Origin of the sequence: Cesiribacter sp. SM1 (assembly GCF_020178975.1) — a bacterium.
In the GTDB taxonomy this organism is placed as follows: domain Bacteria; phylum Bacteroidota; class Bacteroidia; order Cytophagales; family Cyclobacteriaceae; genus Cesiribacter.
The window spans coordinates 184,273-205,969 of record NZ_JAHXBU010000090.1 but is presented as its reverse complement, the minus strand read 5'-3'; the positions used below and the strand labels follow the sequence as shown (position 1 = coordinate 205,969).

General features: G+C 40.0%; 21 protein-coding genes. All 21 read right to left on the bottom strand.

All coding sequences use genetic code 11. The features are described 5' to 3' along the window. Positions 1-119 precede the first annotated feature (119 nt). The 21 genes from KWJ01_RS17350 to cysN all read right to left on the bottom strand — a co-directional run bounded on the left by KWJ01_RS17350 (position 120) and on the right by cysN (position 21,675). The gene (locus KWJ01_RS17350) at positions 120-614 is read right to left on the bottom strand and encodes a phosphoribosyltransferase family protein (RefSeq protein WP_224998122.1); all 495 of its coding nucleotides are present in this window, start codon (positions 612-614) and stop codon (positions 120-122) included. A gap of 337 nt (positions 615-951) precedes the next feature. Beyond that, the gene (locus tag KWJ01_RS17345) at positions 952-1,419 is read right to left on the bottom strand and encodes an Lrp/AsnC family transcriptional regulator (protein ID WP_224998121.1); all 468 of its coding nucleotides are present in this window, start codon (positions 1,417-1,419) and stop codon (positions 952-954) included. A 160-nt stretch (positions 1,420-1,579) separates the two neighbouring features. Then, positions 1,580-2,494, bottom strand: a complete 915-nt coding sequence (locus tag KWJ01_RS17340) for an alpha-1,2-fucosyltransferase (protein ID WP_224998120.1) — start codon at positions 2,492-2,494, stop codon at positions 1,580-1,582. A gap of 27 nt (positions 2,495-2,521) precedes the next feature. Next, the gene (locus KWJ01_RS17335; RefSeq protein ID WP_224998119.1) at positions 2,522-3,514 is read right to left on the bottom strand and encodes an NAD-dependent epimerase/dehydratase family protein; all 993 of its coding nucleotides are present in this window, start codon (positions 3,512-3,514) and stop codon (positions 2,522-2,524) included. Beyond that, on the bottom strand, positions 3,472-4,515 hold the full coding sequence (gene galE, locus KWJ01_RS17330; RefSeq protein WP_224998118.1) for a UDP-glucose 4-epimerase GalE: 1,044 nt from the start codon (positions 4,513-4,515) through the stop codon (positions 3,472-3,474). Before galE ends, KWJ01_RS17335 begins: the two co-directional genes overlap by 43 nt. Then, on the bottom strand, positions 4,496-5,719 hold the full coding sequence (locus tag KWJ01_RS17325; protein WP_224998117.1) for a glycosyltransferase: 1,224 nt from the start codon (positions 5,717-5,719) through the stop codon (positions 4,496-4,498). Before KWJ01_RS17325 ends, galE begins: the two co-directional genes overlap by 20 nt. A gap of 116 nt (positions 5,720-5,835) precedes the next feature. Next, on the bottom strand, positions 5,836-6,759 hold the full coding sequence (locus KWJ01_RS17320; RefSeq protein ID WP_224998116.1) for a glycosyltransferase family A protein: 924 nt from the start codon (positions 6,757-6,759) through the stop codon (positions 5,836-5,838). Next, positions 6,731-7,723 (bottom strand): glycosyltransferase family 2 protein, encoded by a 993-nt coding sequence (locus KWJ01_RS17315; RefSeq protein ID WP_224998115.1) that lies wholly within the window; start codon positions 7,721-7,723, stop codon positions 6,731-6,733. Before KWJ01_RS17315 ends, KWJ01_RS17320 begins: the two co-directional genes overlap by 29 nt. Next, complete coding sequence (locus KWJ01_RS17310) at positions 7,723-8,922, bottom strand: glycosyltransferase (protein WP_224998114.1); 1,200 nt, start codon at positions 8,920-8,922, stop codon at positions 7,723-7,725. The genes KWJ01_RS17315 and KWJ01_RS17310 overlap by 1 nt, the downstream gene beginning before the upstream one ends. Then, complete coding sequence (locus KWJ01_RS17305) at positions 8,919-9,818, bottom strand: bifunctional 2-polyprenyl-6-hydroxyphenol methylase/3-demethylubiquinol 3-O-methyltransferase UbiG (protein WP_224998113.1); 900 nt, start codon at positions 9,816-9,818, stop codon at positions 8,919-8,921. Before KWJ01_RS17305 ends, KWJ01_RS17310 begins: the two co-directional genes overlap by 4 nt. After that, positions 9,800-10,729, bottom strand: a complete 930-nt coding sequence (locus KWJ01_RS17300) for a glycosyltransferase (RefSeq protein ID WP_224998111.1) — start codon at positions 10,727-10,729, stop codon at positions 9,800-9,802. The genes KWJ01_RS17305 and KWJ01_RS17300 overlap by 19 nt, the downstream gene beginning before the upstream one ends. Positions 10,730-10,797: 68 nt before the next feature. Continuing rightward, positions 10,798-11,943: a glycosyltransferase family 4 protein gene (locus KWJ01_RS17295; protein ID WP_224998109.1), complete on the bottom strand. Its 1,146-nt coding sequence runs from the start codon at positions 11,941-11,943 to the stop codon at positions 10,798-10,800. A 30-nt stretch (positions 11,944-11,973) separates the two neighbouring features. Beyond that, entirely contained in the window at positions 11,974-12,690 is a 717-nt protein-coding gene (locus KWJ01_RS17290; RefSeq protein ID WP_224998108.1) for an FkbM family methyltransferase, read from the bottom strand. Positions 12,691-12,844: 154 nt separating this feature from the next. Then, on the bottom strand, positions 12,845-13,939 hold the full coding sequence (locus tag KWJ01_RS17285; protein WP_224998106.1) for a hypothetical protein: 1,095 nt from the start codon (positions 13,937-13,939) through the stop codon (positions 12,845-12,847). 200 nt (positions 13,940-14,139) lie between these two features. After that, complete coding sequence (locus tag KWJ01_RS17280; protein ID WP_224998104.1) at positions 14,140-15,048, bottom strand: glycosyltransferase; 909 nt, start codon at positions 15,046-15,048, stop codon at positions 14,140-14,142. 23 nt (positions 15,049-15,071) lie between these two features. Further along, entirely contained in the window at positions 15,072-15,722 is a 651-nt protein-coding gene (locus KWJ01_RS17275; protein ID WP_224998102.1) for an acetyltransferase, read from the bottom strand. Between the two features lie 23 nt (positions 15,723-15,745). Continuing rightward, positions 15,746-16,828 (bottom strand): DegT/DnrJ/EryC1/StrS aminotransferase family protein, encoded by a 1,083-nt coding sequence (locus tag KWJ01_RS17270; protein ID WP_224998101.1) that lies wholly within the window; start codon positions 16,826-16,828, stop codon positions 15,746-15,748. A 3-nt stretch (positions 16,829-16,831) separates the two neighbouring features. After that, complete coding sequence (locus KWJ01_RS17265) at positions 16,832-18,073, bottom strand: polysaccharide ABC transporter ATP-binding protein (protein ID WP_224998100.1); 1,242 nt, start codon at positions 18,071-18,073, stop codon at positions 16,832-16,834. A gap of 2 nt (positions 18,074-18,075) precedes the next feature. After that, positions 18,076-18,903: an ABC transporter permease gene (locus KWJ01_RS17260; protein ID WP_224998099.1), complete on the bottom strand. Its 828-nt coding sequence runs from the start codon at positions 18,901-18,903 to the stop codon at positions 18,076-18,078. A 130-nt stretch (positions 18,904-19,033) separates the two neighbouring features. Next, entirely contained in the window at positions 19,034-19,984 is a 951-nt protein-coding gene (locus tag KWJ01_RS17255) for a hypothetical protein (protein ID WP_224998098.1), read from the bottom strand. A gap of 398 nt (positions 19,985-20,382) precedes the next feature. Next, complete coding sequence (cysN, locus tag KWJ01_RS17250; protein ID WP_224998097.1) at positions 20,383-21,675, bottom strand: sulfate adenylyltransferase subunit CysN; 1,293 nt, start codon at positions 21,673-21,675, stop codon at positions 20,383-20,385. Positions 21,676-21,697 lie beyond the last annotated feature (22 nt).

The following is a 21,697-nucleotide window of genomic DNA, read 5'->3' as shown; positions in this document are numbered from 1 at the left end:
TCATATACAGCTATTTACCCACACTTACTTAAACCATTACTACAGATGCAGGCGCTGCTTCATGCAGCACAAGCATGCAAGGCTTTGGCCAAAAGTAGCGTATTCTGTGCCTTATTCTGCTATTGCAGGTAAACGGCCATCTTTTCGGCCGACAGCTGCACCTCTATATGATCGGAAAGTGTAGTGGCCAGCTCGTAACCAGTGTACTTGGCCTGCACCGGAAAGGTAGTGTGGCTCCTGTTTACCAGCACGGCAATCTCCAGCTTGCGGACCGGCTGCTGCAGGAATGGCTTCAGGCTGTAGGCAAGGGTGCGACCGGTGTTGAGCACATCGTCGGTGAGGATCACCGTTTTATTTGCGAACGATTCAGGAGCATCATGCAGCAGCACCTCGGTCTGAGAGGGTGTAAACTTATTCAACTCAATGCGCATAAGCGACACCTCTAGCGGACTGATCTGCCGGAGCACCTCCTGCAGCATCTGGGCAAAATTCCAGCCCTGCCCTTCTATACCGGCCAGCCAGAGCTCCTGCTCCTCGAAATTATTCTCGTAAATCTCAAAAGCAATTCTGCGAACCTTCTGCCGAATTTGCGCTTCCTGGAGTATTAGGGACATGGGTGTTAATGTGCTATTTTATTAATGTGACGGACCGCCGTTGCGGCTCATTAGGGTCAGGTTGGGCTTGAGCGGAACCCGGACTAAAGCCCGGGGCTAACTATGCCTGGCTTCGGACAAAGTTTTTTAGTGACATGATGTTGCTGCTCGTGCTTAGCCCAGGGCTTCAACCTTGGGCACATGTTCCTCAACCGCCACCACTGACCATTTTCAGCGGCTGCTAATTTGCCTTTGTCCATATACGCTATACCAGATACCATATACCTGCCCTACCCTTCCTCAAATAAAAAAAGTCTTTACCGTAAAGCAAAGACTTCTGTTCTAGATTTCGCAGACCCTATGGGAGGGGCATGCTTTTCTTTTCCTTGAAGGTAGAGAGGATCACCATCGATTGCAGGTTATCCACCACCGGAATTTCACTTACCTTTTCCAGCATCAGGCGCTGGTAAGAGGTAATGTCTTTGGCAATCACACGTAGGATAAAATCGCCGGTGCCGGTTACGTGGTGACATTCGATAATTTCGTCGATGCCCCGGATGGCAGAAAGAAACACCTCAATATTTTCCTTATTGTGACCTTTAAGGCCTACATGCACAAAGGTAGAAACGCCTAAGCCTATTTTTGCGGGGTCCAGTTTCGCATGGTAGCTTTCAATGATGCCTGTCTGCTCCAGCTTTTTTACCCGTTCCAGCGTTGGTGCCGGCGATAGCCCTACTTCCTTAGAAAGCTGTGCATTGGTGATCTTCGCGTTATTTTGTAGAATCTCCAGAATCTTGCGGTCGATCTGATCGAGCTTATAATTCATTGTCAGAATGGTTAACAGCACAAAATTAGCGTTAATCCCTAAATCTGCTACAGATTATTTTGTTTTTATTTTGTTTGGAAGTATGAATCGGTAGATGGTTTGGAAGAATCTTAAAATGGCAACAAAAGATTACAATTTCAACAGAATATCATTCTGCTATTTACTTCAATACTGATTCAGTGGTCTGAAGGCACTTATAGTGTATCTTGAAATTGGACAGAATAACCGGAGAATCGGTTCTTTCTATTTTGAATAGTGGTACCTGCCCATAAAAAGAGGCCCAAATGGTAAATGTACTCGGTGGTCCAATCAGATAATCACACTTTGCAAGTGCATATAAATCTACAATGAAATGCTTTGGTTCGGCAACTACATCTAGTTCAGAGAAATAATCAACATTAACAGCCTCATTGGAGCAAACTAGAAATACACAAGTCTTACCATGTTGTTTGAGGAGAGCCCTCATCTGCTTCATTTTCTCTAAATAAACCTCATCCTCGAAGTACCACTTTCCTCCATTAAAAGCTTTATAATCACCTCTTCTGATATGTATGCCCACAACTACCTCCCCTTTAGATTTACATTCGGCTAGTATTCTTTTTGTTTCTTCCTGATAAACAGGCAGTGGTGTAAAAACGGTCCTGATAAAGGAAGCATGCTTTTTGAAGTTCACCTCATCTCTGTATGACCACCCAAAGGTTAACAGCAGATTTTTCTTTGCTAAATCCACAAAAGCAGGATTTTCCATACTATATGCCAAATCCTGTTCATCATGAGTAAGCACTGAATGAAACTCCAGAAAAGGAAGTTTAGTGAGACCTACTTTCCTAAACAGCCTGTGAAAAAAGAATAGGTAGTTAGATAAGGAAGTATTAAGGCATTTATTCTGTACAAGCCGGGAACTGATTTTGTAGCCATCAAAATCATTCTGTTCAATTTTCTCAAAATACTCTCTATACTCATCAAAGAAAGGATACAGTAAGCGGTAATCGTGCTCTATTGCATTTGCTATAAAATTTGAGAAATGGATAATTCTATTAGCCAACTGTCCAGCTCTCGAGCTTACAATCACCATAAGCAAAGATATTTTGTAGAGTTCCGTTTAATAAGTGGTGATTCTTGCTTTTTTCCCTCTTAATATTAAAATCTCTTCTATTCCTTCCTGCAGGGATTTAAAATCCCTTCCTAAAAGAATCTTCATATTTGTTACGTCAGGCTGCCTGCGATTCATATCTCCTTCAGTTAAAGCCGGTAAATGAACAATCTTTGAGTCGGAACCTGTTACCTCTATAATTATTTCGGCTAATTCTTTAACAGTGTAAACCTGGTCATTGCCTATATTAACAACATCATTCACAAATAAATCATGATTAAGGGCTTTCAGGGTTGCATCAAGGTTGTCTTCTATATAACAGAAAGTCCGTGTCTGGTTTCCATCACCATAGACAGGTATATCTTTTCCCTGCAGGGCAAGATTCAGAAATTTACTAATTACGAAGTCTTCACTTTGCTTGGGCCCGTAGGTATTAAAGAATCTGAATATGGTAAAATTAAGATCGTATTCTGTTTTGTAAGATCTGCAAAAAGCTTCTCCCAAATTCTTCACAACTGCATAAGGCAGCCTGGAGTTAAGTGGTGTTGTTAGCTCACGTTGCGGCAGTTCTACAGGCTCACCGTACACCTCCGAGGAAGAAGAATAGAACACACGTTTAACCCCTGTGTTCTTTGCAAGATCAAGTACGTTTTTGATACCTTGTATGTCATTCAGTACCATTACAGGATTATCAAGTGTTCGCTGCACACCCACAACCGCTGCATAGTGAAAAACATAATCAAACTGATAAGCAGTCATTACCGGAGCAATATCGTTATAGGAGTTTACATCGCACTTGATGAATTTACAATTTGGAGCTTTGGTAACATTCAGCTTTTTGCCTGTAAGCATGTTATCAACAAGCACCACAAAATAATTCTCATCCTTCACCAAACGATCGGCTAATGAGCTTGGAATGAAACCAGCGCCGCCCGTAATTAAAACTTTCCTTTTCATATCTATTTTACTTGTTCTTTTTCCAGATTCAACTGCCACTTCCACGCACTACTCATCATATCATAGATATCATTTTCAGCCTTCCAACCTAATCTTTCCTCTGCCAGTTGGCTGTTACTGTAGATACTGGCAACATCGCCTTCTCTACGAGGACCTACTATATAATTAAGTTTTTGCTTACTTACTTCTTCAAAAGCTTTGATGGCTTCCAACACCGTAACGCCCTGACCAGTACCAAGATTATAGATCTCGAAATTACTCCTGTTTTTATCATCAATCAGATAACCTAACGCCAGTATGTGTGCTTTGGCAATATCGGCAACATGCACATAGTCCCGTATACATGAACCATCACGCGTATCGTAATCCCCACCAAAAACAGTAAGCTGTTCAATTTTACCAACTGCTGTTTGCGTTATCACCGGCACTAAATTATTAGGCCTGTTGATAGGATTCTCGCCTATTTTGCCGGATGCATCAGCGCCCACAGGATTGAAATATCGCAGCGCTATGGTTTTAACCGATGATGTTTTAGCAAAGTGCCTAATGATGTCTTCACCAAGCTGTTTTGTATGTGCATAGGGAGATTCAGCCCTGGTGAGAGGCGTATTTTCATCAACCGGAAGTTTTTCTACGTTTCCGTAAACAGAGCAGGAGGAGGAGAAAATCAGGTTATCAACCTGATACTGGTCGCATGCAGACAGTATATTCAATAAAGAACTAATGTTATTTTCATAATACAAAATAGGATCTGCTACAGAGTCCGGCACAGATTTCAGGGCTGCAAAATGTATCACCCCAACAAGATCCTTATTCTCCTCAAAAAGCTTAAGCGTCTTTTCCTTATCCCGGAGATCTAATTCATAATTTTTGATCTCGCGTCCGCTTATTTCCCTTATGCGCTCCAGCGTAGCAGCAGAAGAATTTATAAAATTATCTGCGGATATTATCTCATACTTATTCTGTTTAACCAGTTCTATTATGGTTTGTGAACCAATGTACCCGCAGCCGCCAGTTATTAATATTTTATTTTTCTTTTGCTCCATAAATCTCCTGATAAACATGCTCTGCTATATCAAAGCTTCTATAGCGTTTAGCAATATTACGAATTTTAGTAAAAACTTCTTCCTTCGGCTGACTTAACAAGCTATCGATTTTCTTCACAGCTGCCAGGTAAGGCTCTTCATTAAGCGTCTCAATAACAGCCCCAATGCTATTCTGATCAATAATTCCAGAGTCGTCTGATATGTTTGCCGTGGTTACAACGGGCAGCCCAAGCGCCCAATATTCTCCATTTTTGATAGGGGTACAATACCGCTTGGTAGGCACCGGCTTTACCGGTGTCAGGGCAAAATCGCCTAAACCCATATAATCAGCTACTTTTGAATGGGGCACAAACAAATCAAGAACTATTTCTGCAGGAACTCCTGCCCTTTTGCACCAAGTATCTATATCATTTCTGGGCTGATTCGTCAGGAGCAATACTCTGAACCGATCACCCCAATAGTCATAGGCAACTTTAAAAAAATCGAAAACCTCCTGGTCCAGGTAAATTCCTCCGAACTTTCCAGCATACACACAAACCAGCTTGTCCTGCAGGCCCAGTTCATTCAACAACCGTTGCTGTTTAAGCTTGGCAGATGTAAACAATTCAAGATCAACACAAGCTGGCTTTACCCACATCTTTTTCTCTGCTACGCCATATTTTTCCCTGGCATACTTTCTCATACCTTCAGTAGCAGAAACAATGTAGCTTGCCCTTCTATACTGCAATTTTTCCAGTAACAGAAGTACTTTATAGGAGATGCTGCCCGGGCGCCATGTTTTATTTTCTACCATGGCTTCTGCATGTGGCTCAAAGCTATCCAGCACCAGCGGCTTATCAGTTATGAGCGACAGCATATAACCAATAGCACCAGCAGGCGTACAAAAAGCATGAAGATAGTCTATGCCTTCTGCTTTCACCAGTTTTTTCAGTAAAAGTAAACTTTTCGTCCAGGCCAGGCCTGCCTGTGGGCCGAATGGAATATATTTAAAAGGAAGCAGCACAATACCATCCTCCATCAACTGCTTTTTCACAGCTGTCAGCTCATCCGGCCGCATCTTCAGGCTTTCCTGTTCCTGAGTCAATAAAAAAACCCTGCTCCCTTCCGGCAATTTTTTTAAAATGATCTTCAGGTATGGTAGGGTATAGGTTTGGATCAAGGCATCCTTATAGCTCCAGGAAGTAAGTACCAATATATTCTTCAAACCAGTTGTATGATATTTCTGATGATAGAGTAAGCTCAGGCAAACGTTTCTACTTTTGCCTGCTTGGAACAAGAAACATTGCTTTGTTATCTGCAAAATTAACTTTTTCCCTTAACTTAACCTCTCCTCATGGAAAGCAATTTGTTGATTAATCGCTTTCCGAATATTACCTTTGGCAGCATCAGCAAAAACTTTGGTTGTAGCATACTTTTAATAGCTTCTAAAGTATACTGCATACTTGCCTTTCTATCATAGTCAAGATAGGCATGAATGGCACAGAAGTAGTAGCTGTATGCATTTAAAACCTGCTTTTCTTTACTATCAAACAGGAGCTTCTGCTCCAGAAAACGGCTAGCTTTCAATCTTTTCCTGATCAGGACCTCGTTAGCCCCTCTCATGGACCTGCCCGGATGATCGTGCATGGTAACAGTAACCCTGTCAATCAAAAACAGCTTGTGTTGCTTTAAATTCTCTACCAGAAACATCCAGTCCTCAAAGCAGGCTACAGACCTGTCTTCCTCGAAAAGAATCAGGTCATTCGTATTTTTTACACAGAAGTTACAGGCGAAAGAGTTTCCCTTCAACATATACCTGTAATCATAATCCCCCTCCGGCAGGGGCTGCAGATCGGAAGGGAAGTGTCGTACCCCATCAAAGAAATTGTACTTAGTTGCCAGGAAAGCAGGTGCTCCCAGGGCAATGATGTAGGCACACAGAGTGGATAAATGATCTGCATGAAACAGATCATCAGAATCCAGAAAAACAAGGTAATTCCCTGTAGCCTGTCTGATCCCAAAATTTCTGGCAGCGCCGCGTTCACTGTTTTTGATAGAGTAGCTTTTTATCCTGAGGTCGCAGCGTTCATAATTTTGGATAACATCAGAGGTATGATCGGTACTCCCATCATCCACAAGTATCAGTTCAAAACAGGCATACTCCTGGCGCAATACACTCTCAATGGTTTTTCCAATGATGTCAGCCCTGTTGTATACCGGCACTATTACGCTAAACTTAATATCTGGCGAGGATTGATCTTCCATATTGGAGCAGCGGTGCTGGCAGATATTTAGACCTATAATAAACAGGCTTTAACCCAAATTTATTAAAGTACAGCGGTTCATTCTTTTTAAACCAGTGCGTGATTACTTTTGCCCGCTCCAGGCTGGCCGACTGGTAATGGAAAATAATCTGGAAATTTAAAAAATAGAGAAGTGATTGATATAAAAAATCCTCCTCATAATGTTTTGAGAAAGCATATGTTGTACCGGGCTGCTGATACAGCTCAAGTTCTTTTAAAATATTAATGACTCTAGAAGCCGGATTTGCTGAATAAACAACTTTACTGAATATTTGGGCCCACTCCCGGGCAAATCTTATTTTGGAGGTACTGGTTTTGCTTTCCTGGTGTATGCGATAAATAGAGAAATAATCATCTAGCTGCCTTGTTTTGCCAACATCAAAAAGCCGCAGCATTAAATCATAATCCATGCCAAAATGCAGCGACTCGTCTAAATATCCTGCTTTTTCCAGACTGGATCTTCTGAAGAAAGACGAAGGCTGGGTAAATGCCATGCCCGATAAATATTTGTAGGGAAAGCCTTCTGGAGAAACCGGCACTTCTGTTTTAGTACCATTCGGCCATAAGTATATGCCATTGCCATGCACAAGACTTAGGGTTGGATCATCCCTAAAAACATGTGCAACAATCTTCAGGGCATTGGGTAGCAACAAATCGTCGCTGTTGATCCAGGTTATGATATCTCCAGTTGCTTTTAAAAAACCTTTGTTGATGGCATGAGACTGGCCCTGGTCTGGCTCGCTTACCCAATACGAAAGCTTCTCTTCATACTTCCTGATGACATCAACCGACTGGTCCTTGCTACCTCCGTCAATTATGATATATTCTATATTGGGGTAGCCTTGATCGATTACTGAGTTAATTGTTTGCTCTAAATATGGCCCCTGATTGAATGACGGCGTTATTACTGAAATTTTAGGCAACATCAGCTAAGAATATGACGGTATAAATCTATGTAACGCTCGGCCTGCACATTTAACGAAAACAGTTCATGGGCATCTCTTTGAATCGATGCCCTATCATACACATTAAGATTGACCAGTAATGCAGACAGTGCTTTGCTTAATCCAGCTGCGGATACGTCTTCTGCGAGTATACCATTGATACCCGACCGTATAACATCCCGCATTCCTCCAACTGAAAAAGCAACTACCGGAGTTCCGCAGGCAAGGGACTCGATCATGACATTTGGCAAATTATCTTCCCGGCTGGGTAAAACCACCGCATCTGCCATTGCATATATTTTGGCAAGGTACTGCTGTTCATGTATCATTCCTAAATGTTTAACATATTCAGGTATGGCATCCGATCCACGGCCAATTGCAACAATTTTCAAATCTGCAAATTCATCAACAAGGGAAGGAAGAGCCTGTAAAAGAAGATCAAATCCTTTCCTATAGTTATCAACATTCTCACTTACAAAAAGAAGTACCTTTTCATGCTCGGCAATTCCTAATTCAGTTCGCACCTCTCTCTGAGAATAAGCATGAAAAACATCAACATCTATTCCGTAAGGGATAAGGTAATGAGGATAGGTTCGGCCAATTTCACTATGCAATGACTCCTCTAGCAGCCATTTAGAAGGAGCAACAAAGGTAACTGACTGTTTGAAACCAGCCAAAGCCTTTTTCTTTATATTTAATAATGTCCTTTCATATTCCTGAAGGTAGCTACTTCTTTTGGCATCCTCCTCGTAATGAAACCCGCCCCTAAATGGATTCATATCATGCAAGGTCCATACTACAGGCTTATCAAGCTTTTTAAAAAAAGAAGGGTAGTCTATAAAGTTAGAAACCCAGTGCAAATGAATGATATCTGCTTGGTTAACTAAGGGATGCTGTGCTAAATCTTTATACTTAGATTTCGGAAAGCTGTATATTTCAAATAATCTCTTATTAGCTTTCACTCTGTAATGGAACCAGTTACCATTAAAAAAGTCTTGAATTTTGGAAACAAGCCCAGTTGCATAGTCATCGAATATAACAAGCTGTTCGGTAGCACTAGGCTCTCCTTTCAGGTACAAAAAGTTTGAAATGACATTTTCATTCATTAGACCCTGATGCAAGCGAACTGCAGCATTAGCAGCACCTCCACTTGAAAAAGTGCACAAGTGAAGAACCTTCATGATTTAGTATAGACAGCAGTGATCGAATGTCCTTTGATGTTGAAATCAGCCCTTTTATGCAAAAGTGAAAAAGCTTTGTTCAGACGAAATTTGGAAAGCATCTTAAAAAAGAAAGAAAACCTGGCCTTATCATTCATCATCACATGTAAATACCAGTCTATGTGATAATGTTGTAAAGGTTCGAAAACTGCATTCTCAAATTCTAAATTATATAGGGGTGCCACATTTTTCAATGAATTATAAGTCCAGTGCCCCATATGGTGAGGTGGCAAATTCAAGGGATAATCTGCATACTTGATAAAAGAATCATTGTTAGGCACAGAAACTATCAACTTACCTCCTTTCTTCAAACACTCAACAGAAGAGCGGATAAAGCTATCAACATCACTGATATGCTCCAGTACCTGGAATGAGCAGACCACATCAAAAGTCTCGGCATGATTGACAGAAAACTCTTGTACCGTGTTATTAAGTACATTGGCACCACTCGTTCTCGCAGCTGCAACAGCTTCCTCATTCAGCTCTAATCCCACAACTTCCACATCTCTTAAGCTTGAAATTTTATTGATAAAACCTCCTGTTCCACAACCAATCTCCAAAATCTTCATGCCATTCCTGATCATGGAGAGTGCAAAATTATGCTCCCATTTCCAAGGCATGTAATACCAATCAAACTGTTGTAATTTTGAATAAAATTTACCGTCCCCTGCTAAATCAAATGGATAAAAGAAACTGTACCCAGTCTCTCTGCATAAATACCTTTGTAAAGTCTTATGTCCCTGAAAGATATAATTAACATCTAAATCAAGCTCCTTCTTATACTTTTGTGCTATTTCAATTGTAGGTACTTCCTCAAGAAGTAAAGCAGGCTTACCTGTTAGTGGAGAAGAGACCATATTCTAGCTTTAACTCTTTTTAAATAAGTAGGCTTTTTGTTCAATGACTGGAGATATTGAATAGCCCGCGCTCTGGCTCTCCCATTCTCCATTGTAGCACATTGCTTGATCACATTTATTGGCCTGTCTAAAACTTTCTGGTTTTGTGCCTGGCCATTATCATCATAACAATTCACTCCTGTTCCATCAAAACCAATGTTCTTCACTAAAGAATGCCTGGGATGGAGCGAGAAACCATCAGATAAGCACACGCTAGCGTGCCATCGTACTGCCCAGGTACTCATTCTGCCTGAAATATTAGCAACTAACTGCCCTTTGAAATCACCCCATCCCTCCAGATCAAAATACTTCAGCTTGTTAGAATACTCTAACTGTTCCATCAGCTTTTGTGGATCAAGCTCTAAATGTTTCCATGCACGCTTCCACGTACCCCAACCCCAGCACGAGGTAACATTGAAAAAAAATGTTTCCGGTAATATTTTATCCAGTTCCAAGGGATACCAATACCCACTCACATGCATTACCTTCTCATTGTCCTCATAAGTATCCAAAGCATCATTAAAGTAGGTCAAAAAGTATGCAGATGTCACCAGATCATCCTCAAGTACTATTACCTTTCCAAATTCATCAACTATCTTAGTTACCCCTTCTACAATAGACCTAGCCAACCCTTTGTTACAGGATGATTCGTAAATCGTAACAGATTTAAAGCCAGTAATATCTTTGAATATTTCTCTTGTTTCATAAATAGCCTTTAACTGATCCTCACTCGCATCATTTTTGGGGCCATCTGCAAACACAAATAAATCAGAATCACTAGCTAAAAAATTGCTTCTTAGCGCTTCTACGGTCGAGGCAGTATGTTTTGGCCTATTATATACAAATACTACAATCGGAGCCAAGTCACCCATTTGTTCTCCCTTCCATTTATCAAACTCCTATAATACGCATTAGTAGCTGAAAATAAATTCGTATAATCCTAGCTAAAAAGAATCTTAAGCAAATCCCCTTTCTCTTTCTCCCATGAAAATTGCTGCTTTGCTCTTTGCCAGCCAGCTAAACCAATTTTTTGTCTCAATTCAGGGTCAGCAGCTAGAAGGTTAATCTTTTGAGCCATTGTGACTGTATCTCCTTCTTGCACTAAAAAACCTGTAATACCCTCCTCGACTTCTTCTGGGATACCTGCATGCCTTGTAGAAACTACCGGAAGTGCACTTGCCATGGCTTCAAGAATTGAAACGGGTAATCCTTCCTCATCTCCTGTTACATGATCAACAACACTATGCTGTAAAAATATATCTGCACGATTGAAGAAAGCTTGCACCTTTTCTCTTGACATTCCTTCATGAAATTTAACAACATGCTCTAAATTAAATGCTTTGATATAATGTTGGGCAGCTGGCAAGAGAGGGCCAGTCCCAATATAATCTAATCTGAGATGGTTGTTTTTTTCAAATGCTCGACGGAATGCATCTAGGAGAAATATTGGAGCTTTTTTAGTAATCATTCTACCAACTGCCAGGCAATTAACTTCTTCAATCTCTTCACGTGTTACCGGTATATCAGGCACATCCACTCCATAAGGTACTACATGAATTTTATCTGAATCAACGCCTAGATCAATTAATTTTTCTTTACTTACTTTGCTCATTGTGATCACACCTGACATCTCATTCAGCTGCAAATACCGCTTTCGCCATTCAGCATCCTTTAACACTACAGAGATATCCAAGCCATGTGCGTGAGCATACATTGGTATCCCTAATTTCTTTACCATTGGCCACCATAGCAACGAAAAGTTTAAGTACTCACCTAATATAACATCTGGCCTATTTTTTTTTAAGAACACATTTGCCCGCTTTTTTTGCAGATAATTATTTGTAGATAGTACACCTACCATTGCTCTTGAAATCTTAGGCAAAAACATACTTTTGAAATCAGAAACCTTCAGGATCAGCTTAGGACCCATTACGTCCCAGTTTCCTGCATATGGAGGATCATTTGTTGCGGCGATCACACATGTATTTTGAGGCACTAAAGCCTCCATGTGTTTTCTGATAAAGGTCTCTGATAAGGCTCCAATCTGAGGGGCAATTACAGCAAGCTTCTTACTGGCAAATTCCATATTGATAAACGTCACATCCCTATTACCCTACTAATAATCAAAACTATCAGAAACAAAAAATACACTTGCTACATTTTTGATGATGACGTTTTTAGCGACAATTCTATAACCTAAATCAAAAAGAAACCGGGCTGATATATTATGTTTTACATCATCTATGTCCTGGCAGCTAAGTTCCAGCACGATAACATCAGGCTTATACTTACTCCAGTTATTTGATCTAAGCACCTGGTAGTCTAAACCTTCCGCATCAACACTTAAAAGATCAATATGACCAGACTGCTGAGCATGCTTATCTAGGATGTCCTCTAGTGTAGTAACCTTTACAGGAATTTCAGCTTGAACATGTTTATACATGCCATTTTCCAACAGATTATCTTTGGAAAAAGAATTCATGGTAGAGCTTTCACTAATGAAGTAATAGGTCAGCGTACCATTCTCTTCACTAACCCCGACCTCCAGGTTTACATCCTTAGGCCTGACTTTATTGAACGATTTCATACTTCCCGGGCGGGCATCAATATTAATGCCTCTCCAGCCATTGATATAGAAAAAATAAGTATTGGAGTGTTTGTATGGATGATAAGCGCCCACATCGATAAAAAAGCCTTTATCTTTACGGCTTAGTTTTTTATGAAAAAGCGCCTGAAGAATTGCGTCTTCACCACCTTGAGAGAAGTAATAAGTAGATATATCATATCCTAGTATTAATTTTCTTATGCTTCTCTTGAGGGTATTTATGATCATATCTTTATATACTAATGTTTGAAGCTAAGTCTACTCGTACAGATTTCCCCAAAAACTTGCCAAGACACATTATACACAACTTGCATTTAAGTATAGTAAGAAGCACGCAATGAACAAGGCCACAAGTATCATAATCAGTTCCTGATCGTGATGATTAGCTTCTGAAGTTTCTCATAAGCCTTTGAACCCAACCATCTTCATTTCTTTTACGTTTGTCGTCCAAACAATTAATTAAACTTTCCAATGGCTTATCATACATATATTTACTAACATTTTCTCTTTGGATAGCCAGTAACCTTTGATATTCTTCTTCGTCACGATTGAGTTTATTGATAAGGGCAATTATTTCTTGAGCACTACTACATTGCGTTTCTTTAGCTAAAATTTCATGGTGAATTATATCAGAAGGATCCATAATCACTAATGTTCCCAGTGACACAGCCTCGATTGCACCATTTCCCCTGGTTTTCCGTCCTCCTAACTTAACATAGTATTTAGACTTATAAACAGAAAGAAGATTCTCCTCTATGAGTTGCTTATGGAGAACTACCTCTTCCCCAGTTTCTTTTTGAATTACCTCAAATTGTTCTGGTGTGTTAACAACTGGTCTTTCTGTACAGGAATTTATTTCCACATAAATACCCTTTTTGATAGGCTTCTGATATTTCTCCCTTACAATGTTCTCAAGTGTATCACCTTTCACAAAAGTATAAGGGAAATCAACCGGCCCTAGCTGACTAGCGACCACCCCTCTTGCCATTTGATTTAATGTTACATCGTATCCAAATTTTACTTTTTCGGTGGCCATATTGGCTTCACCCATCATATAGCAGAATATTGTGTTTTTGTATTCTTGTATTATAGCTTTGGGGATACTTACATTAACTGATATAACAATATCATATGCTCCCCAATCTATATCCCGACATGATATACTAAACCTTCCATTAGGGTGTGGGCTTCCAGGTTTTTTGAACCCCTGGTTAGGTAGCTTATCTAAAGTCGTAGTTTTTAACAATTGCAAACTTTCAGCGATATGAGGAATAGACCTTTTATAAATTTGAGTTTCTTTATCATACTCCTCTTTCACTATTATAAAATCAGCACCAAGCTCGTAGATCAATCCAATTGGGCCAACCCTTCCCATGGATGAAAAAAGTATTTCTAAAGATGATCTTTCTTCTATCGGGCAAACGTATAAATCCTGGTACACGTCTTGCTTTACTAAGGCAAATTTTAGTTTAGTCATGAATGTTGGTGTAGCTGGGGCTGACTTAGTATCTGCTTTATCGAAAGCTTAATAAAACTTAAAAACATCGATTGATACATTGGACTTCATGAGCAGAGCAGCTAAAGATTAACTAAGGATATCGAATACAAATTAGCAACAAGAGATCTCTATTCTCTACTTGAACTCAATCCAAATCATATCGCGTCAGAGCATTTGTTTCAAACAATTTTAACTCCAAACCAGTAACGCAAAATTGATACAACTATAAGCTTTTTTGAATATTTTTTTACCCACAAATTATTTAGCAAATAGTAAATAATAGCTCTCTTATCAACTTTAATATGGTTCCCGGAATCTGAGTACACATATAGCATCTGATTATAAGCAGCCATCTTTTGATCTCTCAGTATATGAGTGTACCTCTTCCCAAAATATTCATTTAACAAATCAAAAAACCTGATTTTTGTCTGGATTGCACTAATTGCTTTCTCCGCTGAACCTGAAGACCAACTTCCAGACCATGTTCCTCCTTTGTGGATTCTATATACAGCCATTTCCTCATCATGGTATTTAATTTTTCCATACTGAGCATTAAGAATATGCAAACTCCAGTCACCAAATGGAAGTTTTTTAAACCATTCTGGTAGCAACTCAACCTGAAATTTTCTAAAAACACAGGATGCTGTTGCAATAAAATTCTTCGCTAAAAGGTCTTCTATACCATAGATATCTTTTTCCATAACAGGGACATCCTTTGTTCCATCTTCATATATATAAACAACATTATGAAAAGAAATAGAAAAGTTAGGATTACTTTCCAGAAATGTTACTTGCTTTTGAATTTTCAAAGGATCAGTCCAGTAATCATCCCCATCGCAAAGAGCTACATAATCTCCATCACAGGCTTCTAAAGTTTTAACAAAGTTTTCGAGTACTCCTACATTTTCTTCTTGAAGTACTAGCTTAATCAAGCTTGGGTATTTGGACTTGTATTCGAGCAATACATCTCTTGTGCCATCAGTAGAACAATCCTCCCCAATGACTAACTCTATGGGGAAACTTGCATTTTGGTTAATCACCCCTAAAATAGCTTGCTCTATATACTGTTCATGGTTGTAAGTAACCATGCAAACGCTAACTCTTATCAAACTCAGTATATATTAAGAGGTTCTAAATTTTTTACTACAGAAGCTGGTACACCTATAGCAAGAGAATTATCACTTATATCCTTTGTTACTACAGCACCTGCTCCTATAATAACATTTCTACCTAACTTTACTTTTGGAAGGATCACAGCGCCAGTACCTATATTGCAAAAATCACCAATAGTACAGTTTCCAGATATGCTTACTCCAGGCGATACTTCAACATACTTGCCAATTAGTGTGTCATGACCTATTGTGCAATTAAGGTTTATAAGTGTTCCTTCTCCAATACTTATACTACCTGTTACAACTGAACCAGACATTAAATTCACCCCTATACCTATACTATTTCCAAAAATTCCGATTGTAGCTTTAGGTGAAATAGTTGACGTAAATTCTCCACCAAGTTTCATAAACTTGAGAGAAAGGTTATACCTTAAAACAGGACCTCCTATACCTATAGTGAATCTATTATCCACATCTTTGAAATAAGATCTCACTGCTTCATCATTTTTTAATATTGGAAAGCGATTGTAAACGAGACCCTCAACTTCTGGATTTATATCATCAAAAAAGGCTAAATTATCCGGCACCCTTTCCTGACAAATAACTTCTAGCACCTCCTTTGCAAAACCTTTCGCACCCACTATTAGCATAATATTCTATTTAATAATTCTATTTAATAGTTCTGTGCTCTTAGAAGAGCTCTAGATATCATATCTACTTCCTCAAATGACAAATCATGATAAAGAGGTAGGCAAAGAACTTTCCTTGATATATCTTTTGATACAGCAATATTCTGACTTGGTTTGACATAATCAAGTGTTTCCAAAGAAGGAAAAAAGTATCTTCTTGGAGAAACATATATTCCCTGCAAGGCACTTATAGCCTTCAGCAATACACTTTCACACTGGAAAATAATAGGGTAATAAGCAAAATTAAATTCTGATTCTGGTTGTATTACAGGCCTTACTACCTTTAGCGGCTGTAGCATTAAATTGTAACGCTCTGACAGTTCTCTTCTCCGCTTAAGTATTTCTGGAACAAACTTGATATTGCACAAACCCATAGCTGCATGAAACTCAGAATTTTTTCCATTAACACCTACACCAACAAATTTCTCTGGTCCATCATGGCCAAAATTGCGTAAATAGGCCATTTTCTTCAACAGATCAGGGTCATTCGTAAATACTGCCCCACCTTCCGTAGTATGAAAGAGCTTAGTAGCATGGAAACTTGTTGTTGATATATCGCCATAGGCGAAAACACTTTTCCCCTTATACTTTGACCCAAAGCAATGAGCGGCATCGTAAATAACTTTAAGACTATATTTATCGGCAACGGTCTGTATAGCATCTATATCACATGGATTACCATACACATGCGTTGCTAATATAGCGCTGGTATTCTCATTGATTGCCGCTTCAATTTTAGATGGATCTATATTGAAAGTTTTAGGATGGATATCTACAAAAACAGGACAACAGCCTTCCCAGACTATGCTACTGGTTGTAGCCACATAAGAAAATGGCGTTGTAATTATCTCACCTTTCAAATCCAGCGCTTTAATCGCCATCTGAATGGCAATAGTGCCATTAGATACATACAGGAGGTGCTTTAGTTCCAGGTATTCTTTAAGTTTCAGCTCCAGCTCATTTACCAGTGGTCCGTTATTTGTTAGCCACTCTCTCTTCCAAATTCCCTGCAAATAGTATTCATATTCCTCCCTTGGAGGTAAAAATGGCTTCGTTACTGGAATCATATGCTACTTAATTACCCATTCTAGTTTAGGTCTTACTATGCCTTCTTTGGCACCTTTCCATCCAAATTCCGCTACCGTTGGTTCTTTTACCTGAAAAGTTATATTATCCCTATGCTCGTATAGAATAGTTCCTTTATCTTTTACTATCAATAGCCGCGATATCAAATAAAACCCCTCATGGAGCAAATAAGCAGGAATCTGGCAAGAATAGCAGTGTAATCCATTACCTACCATATTATTTCCACTAAAGGCAGAACTGCCTACAAAAACCAGGTTCCCCATCTCATCTGCTAAATGAAAGGTTACATCCAAAACGCTCTCTCCTTTTTGAAGATTTTCAAACCTAAAAGTCATCTCCAATGGCCTGTCATTAACAATTAAATGATCATGTTCATTAGGTACTACTTCCTGGCTTAAGAGTTTTACCGATTGATTACCCGGACATTCTGATGATGGATATACAATTTTAATTTTTTCTGAAGCATTAAATGCTCTTAGATATGTACTCACCACCTGATCTACACTACCAGTTGCCGTAACCTCTCCACTGCTTAGCAAGATAGCCTCTGAACAAAGACTTTGTAGCGCAAGCATATTATGACTGACAAATAAGATAGTTCTGCCTTCATTCTTGCTTACCTCGTCCATCTTACCCAGACACTTCTTTTGGAATTCAGCATCGCCAACAGCCAGCACTTCATCTATAATCAGGATTTCTGGCTCCAGGTGTGCGGCCACAGCAAAAGCCAACCGCACTTTCATTCCACTACTATAATGCTTTACGGGGGTATCAATAAACTTCTCTACCCCGCTAAAAGCTACTATTTCATCAAACTTTGCCCTGATCTCAGAGCGCTTCATTCCCAATATAGTTCCATTAAGGTAGATGTTTTCCCTGCCGCTTAATTCCGGGTGAAAGCCTGTGCCTACTTCCAGCAAAGAGGATACCCTGCCCCTGATTTCAAACCTGCCTTTTGTAGGTTCTGTAATACGACTTAGGATTTTAAGTAAAGTACTTTTGCCAGCTCCATTATGTCCGATGATCCCAACCGCCTGTCCTTCTCTAACTTCAAAGCTGATGTTTTGTAATGCCCAGAACTCATAGGCTGTTTCAGCTGCTTTTCCATTACTTCCTTTAAGCTTTTTAAACCATTGGCCAAAGCTTTCCCGAAGTTCTCCACTTTTGGCATGACCAATCTGGTAGCACTTTCCCAGGTTCTCGACTTTTATCGCTATATCACTCATTGCTATACTATGTCAGCCATTATCCGCTCCACTTTCCTGAAATAATATAGTGCACTAATAAAAAGTAAGATGATCAGCACGAAAGATATATAGGCATATTTTGAGGGGGGCTCTCCACCTAATATTGACCAGCGAAAGCCTTCTACCACCCCTGCCATTGGATTCAGATAATAGATTATCACAGCCCAGTTGGGCAAACTTTTGATAATTGTTTCGGCAGGATAGGCAATGGGCGTGGCATATAAGCCAAACTGTATCATAAAGGGCACAATTTGTTGAAAATCCCTGTAACGAATTGTTAAGGCACTTAACCAGATGCCTACAGCTAAGGCTGATATGATTGTTAACAGGATAAAAAGAGGAAGGTAGATAATATTAGCGGATGGCATAAAGCCATAAAATATCATAAGACCAGACATGAATACGAACGCCACCGCAAAATCTACCAAACCTACTACCGCTTTTGATAAAGGAATGATCAGGCGGGGAAAGTAAATTTTCTTTACCATTTCCTGAGCTCCTATGATAGAATTGCCTGAGTTATTAAGTACAAAAGCAAAATATGCCCAGGCCGACATGCCGGCAATGGCAAAAATTGGATAAGGCACTCCACCTGTCTCCACTTTGACAGCTACACCAAATACCACCGTGAAAATTAGTAAGGTCGCTGCTGGCTGAATAAATGCCCAAAATAAACCAAGAAATGTTTGAGCATAACGTACCTTTAAATCACGATAGGCCAACACGAGAAAAAGATCCTTATAAGCCAACAACTCCCTCAGGTTTAAGGTCACCTGGTGCTTATTAGCATCAACAACAATTTTTTGCATTTAAAACTTTTGAAGCCTCGAAGATACTATTTTCTTGCTTTACAAGAACATACTATGTTAATAATAGCATCATTACTTAAGATAATACATGAAGAAATTCTTACAAGAACAGTACATTAAGATCTTCTTTTTACCAGTAGCATCCTCCCTCTACCTGTTGATAGTTCTCTGGAAAGTCATTTTGAACAGGTCTTATCCAATGCTCATTATATAAACTTTGGAAAAACTTTTTATCATCCCATCTGGCTCCTTTTATTCCAAAAATAACTTGTACTGCTCCACCTATATGAACAGACTTCTTGCCGATACTTTTAACAAACCCCGCGAGAGGAAAGCCATAAGCGCCACATCCAATCAAAGCAATATCAAAATCTTCTTTGATGATTTTTTCTTTCATAGAATCCAGTGCCTCAAACCAATTTTTATAAATAACATTATTATTTGCTATACTCTGAACTGCTTTGACAACCTTTAAATCGAATTCAGGCAGTATCCTTTCATCCTTAAATAGATATTTCCTTTTTTTATACTGTCTTCTGATTGATTCTTCAAATGGATGTACCACTAATATCTTCTTACCCTTCAGTACATTGGTCCAGGGATCCTGATGATAATAAGGCTCCAAATCAGAAAGTTTCACTTTTTTTGCGAGGCTCAATTCTTCATGAAAAATATGTTCCTCTGGAAGCCAGGAGCCAAGGATGTCGACCTGCTTCATTTCCTGGATCATGAGTTGACTAAATTTTTCAAAATTACTGATATTTGCCGGAAAAAAGCCAGCATTAACAGACATGCTTCTTGCCCTGTCCTTTTCCCATCCCAACGATATAATCTCACCGTTTATATATCTTTTTATGTTCTGAAGGCTGGGCTGCGTTACATAATTATACACACAGCGAATTTCACCATACCCAAACCGGGCAATCATTGCCGGACTCTCCGCTGTTAATAGCTGGGAAATAAGGTTTGATGCTGCCTGTCCAGAGAAATCTACAGTAGGTGTATCGAATGCAAAATTTTTACCAGGCGCTAATAGATTTTTCGCCTTTCTAATTGCCCTAAGCAGTATTATTGATGTCATTCCTTTTAGAACTGGATATAATTGGCAGGTATGAAACTTATTAGCATCAATACCCACAGCAAATATAAAAAATCCAGTAACCTCCTACATGAATGAAACAGAAAATCGTAATACAGAAAGAAAAATGGTTGATAAAACAAGTGTAGTTAAAATTTATTTTAAAATAATCCTTAGCCCAGAAAAAATACGAAACAGCCTATTTATGGATCAGTACAACATAAAGCCTTTACCAAACACGACTTTTCTTTTAATAACCAGTTGGCTCATCCTAAAAAGAAAGACCCTAACCTTGCCAGATTAGGGTCAATTTCATATATATAGGAACTGCCTTAGTTGAGTTAGTTAATAGGAAAAAAATTATTTTTAAATTCTTTTATCGAATCATAAAGGAAGCATCATTAAATGATCATCCCGGCACCAACAGTCTCATTCGTAAACTGATCGATCAGGATCAGTGAGCCGGTAGCGCGGTTCCTGTTGTAGCTATCGAAGAAAAGGGGCTCTGTGGCACGCAGGCTGATGCGGCCTATTTCGTTGAGACCCAGCGTGAGGTCATCTTCGATCTTGTGCAGGGTGTTGATGTTTACCTTATAACGCACCTCTTTTACAATGCACTTGCAGCTTTTGGTGGTGTGCATGAGAATGTACTTGCCTTTGGGCTGCAGGGGCTTCTGGTTCAGCCAGCAGATCATCAGCTCAATGTCCTGCTCGGTCTTGGGCTGGTTGTTGGGCTTCACCAGCATATCGCCGCGGCTGATGTCAATATCATCTTCCAGGGTGATGGTTACCGACATAGGCGCAAAGGCTTCCTCAAGCGGGCCGTTGATGGTATCGATGCTCTGGATTTTGGAGGTAAAGCCTGATGGCAGGGCCATAACCTCATCGCCCGGCTTGAATACACCACCGGCAATACGGCCGGCATAGCCACGGTAATCATGGAACTTATCGTTCTGAGGGCGGATCACATACTGCACCGGGAAGCGGCTATCCACATGGTTATGATCAGAGCTGATGTTCACCGTTTCCAGTGTGTAGAGCAGGGTAGCGCCCTTAAACCAGGGCATGTTTTCTGTTTTCTCCACCACATTGTCGCCTTTGAGGGCACTGATGGGAATGTAGCGGATATCGGCAATGTTCAGGCGGGAGCTGAATTCTGAAAAATCATCCTTGATCTTCTGGAATACATCTTCGCTGTAATCCACCAGGTCCATTTTATTAACAGCCAGCACCAGGTGCTTGATCTGCAGCAGGGAGGCAATAAAGGCATGGCGGCGTGTTTGCTCCACTACCCCATGGCGAGCATCTACCAGCACAATGGCCAGGTTGGCCGTAGAGGCGCCCGTTACCATGTTGCGGGTGTACTGGATGTGGCCGGGGGTATCTGCAATAATGAACTTACGGCGCGGGGTGGCAAAGTAACGGTAGGCCACATCAATGGTAATACCCTGCTCCCGCTCGGCACGCAGGCCGTCGGTGAGCAGCGAAAGGTCTACATATTCGGTACCGCGCTGCTTGCTGCTGCGTTCTATGGCTTCGATCTGGTCTTCAAAAATTGCCTTGCTGTCCAGCAACAGGCGGCCTATGAGTGTACTTTTACCATCATCCACACTGCCGGCCGTGGTAAAGCGCAGCAGGTCCATGTTCAGGTAACGATCTGTATCTACAGCAGTATTTGCTAGTTGTTGTTCCATTGTTGTTTAGGTATGGGGTATG